At 45.0% G+C, this 1,623-nt stretch carries 1 protein-coding gene; it reads right to left on the reverse strand.

Going from position 1 to position 1,623, the window contains the following annotated elements:
- Positions 1 to 197 precede the first annotated feature (197 nt).
- Complete coding sequence (locus tag AB5Y48_RS00310; RefSeq protein ID WP_368163397.1) at positions 198 to 1,280, reverse strand: LPS O-antigen chain length determinant protein WzzB; 1,083 nt, start codon at positions 1,278 to 1,280, stop codon at positions 198 to 200.
- Positions 1,281 to 1,623 lie beyond the last annotated feature (343 nt).

Below are 1,623 nucleotides of genomic sequence, written 5' to 3' on the forward strand. Positions count from 1 at the left end.
GGGCAATTCTTTCGCAGCAGCGCTGCCTGCTAGTAGCAGGAACGACTGATTCTATGTGTCAAAGCTGAGCAGAAATGCTTTTGTTCAACAACGCCTCTATTCATTCAAACCACCTTGGTTGGATGAACCAGAGAGCGGCTTAACCAAAATTGTGGGTGTCCACAATTACAACACCCACAATTACAACAACACAACAATTACATTGCTTTATTCCTACCTTGCTGAATCGCATGTTGAAGCAGTATCAATGCAACCCCCAGCATGCCTCCCAACAAGGTCGCCAGGATGACGATCAACGGGCGCTTGGGTTTATCGCGGCTCAGTGGTTCGCTAGGGGTATCCAGATAGGTGAACGGGCTGAGTGCCAGGTTGCCAAGATCGATGCCCTTGAGCCGGGCGAGTTGTACATTCAGCGCCAAGATATTAGGTGCATACTCTTCGATCTTCAGGGACTTGAGGATGTTAAGCTTTCTTGTCAATGCATCCTGACCAAGGGTGATCGGGAAGCGGTCGCTGTAATTGAAATTCTCCAATGGCTTGCTCACACCGGCCGCCTTAGCAATGCTTATGCTGTATTCTGTGCCTTCGATCTCTCTGGCTAGATTGCGCTGAGCGTCCTCTGTCTTGAGTTTTATCTCCAAATTGAGAGTGTTGATCTGGCTTTGTCGATTGCTCTCCAGAATGTCGTGCAATTCCTGACTCTGCAGCTGAATGATATAGTCGATATAACCTGTCAGCATGGAAAGGGCGTCTTCCTTGTTAAAGAAGGAGAAAGAGAGATGGATGCCTGGTTGTTCCCCTTTCTTGTCTTCAGGTGCAATATCCATCCATTCTGACCAGGTTCGCAGCAAGAGCTGTTGCTGTCGTTCGTTCAAGTTATTCTTGGCCACATGCGCCTTGAACTGGGAGGAGGTCTGCAAGTAATGGCTGATATTGTTGTAAGACTTGAACTCCAACAGAAATTCATTATAGACGTCGTGGTTGTTCTTGGTGCCTCTTAGTCCCAGCAAATTCAATTCGGTTCTCAGCCTGTCTAGTTCCAGCGAATCCCTTTGTTTTGGTTGGTAAATGATGGCATGAGCAGTCCACTGTTCCGGGGTGAACATAGCATATAAAATACCAATGATGCCAAAGATAAGAGTAGCGAGCAGGATGCGGAATTTTTTCTTCCACAGGAGTAAGAGCAGTTCCGTGAGATTTATCTCGTCATCATCATGTCTACTTACCACTCGGTAATAGTCATTCTTGTCAATTATTCCATCCATATCTTTATAAGTCATAAATTGTCGTAGATGACTTTTATAGCGCATTTGAGCTCGGTATTCATCCATTTATTTATAAAATAAATAGTGAAAAACGTAATTCAGGACCCGGTCTGAAATTTAAGATTCATATGGTTACATTAAATTGTTTAATTATTGTTGTCTGGGTATTTAATTGTGTTTTTTATTATCTCAAGGGGCGTTGCGGAGTGTTGATTGTGAGAGGTGTGATGTAGTTTTAATTCGCATGAACATTGGCGCATGAATTCTGGGGTGATTCTGGGACACCCACCATTTTGACAAGGGCATCGCGCTATGGTGGCCAAGCCCACTTGGCCACCGCTCCATAAACAGTCAGGCC

This window comes from Aeromonas sp. R6-2, assembly GCF_040908155.1.
Lineage (GTDB): Bacteria > Pseudomonadota > Gammaproteobacteria > Enterobacterales > Aeromonadaceae > Aeromonas > Aeromonas schubertii.

Bases quoted from the DNA above. Each gene is read 5' to 3' on its own strand.
- AB5Y48_RS00310 (WP_368163397.1), bottom strand. From the start codon at position 1,280: ATGACTTATAAAGATATGGATGGAATAATTGACAAGAATGACTATTAC.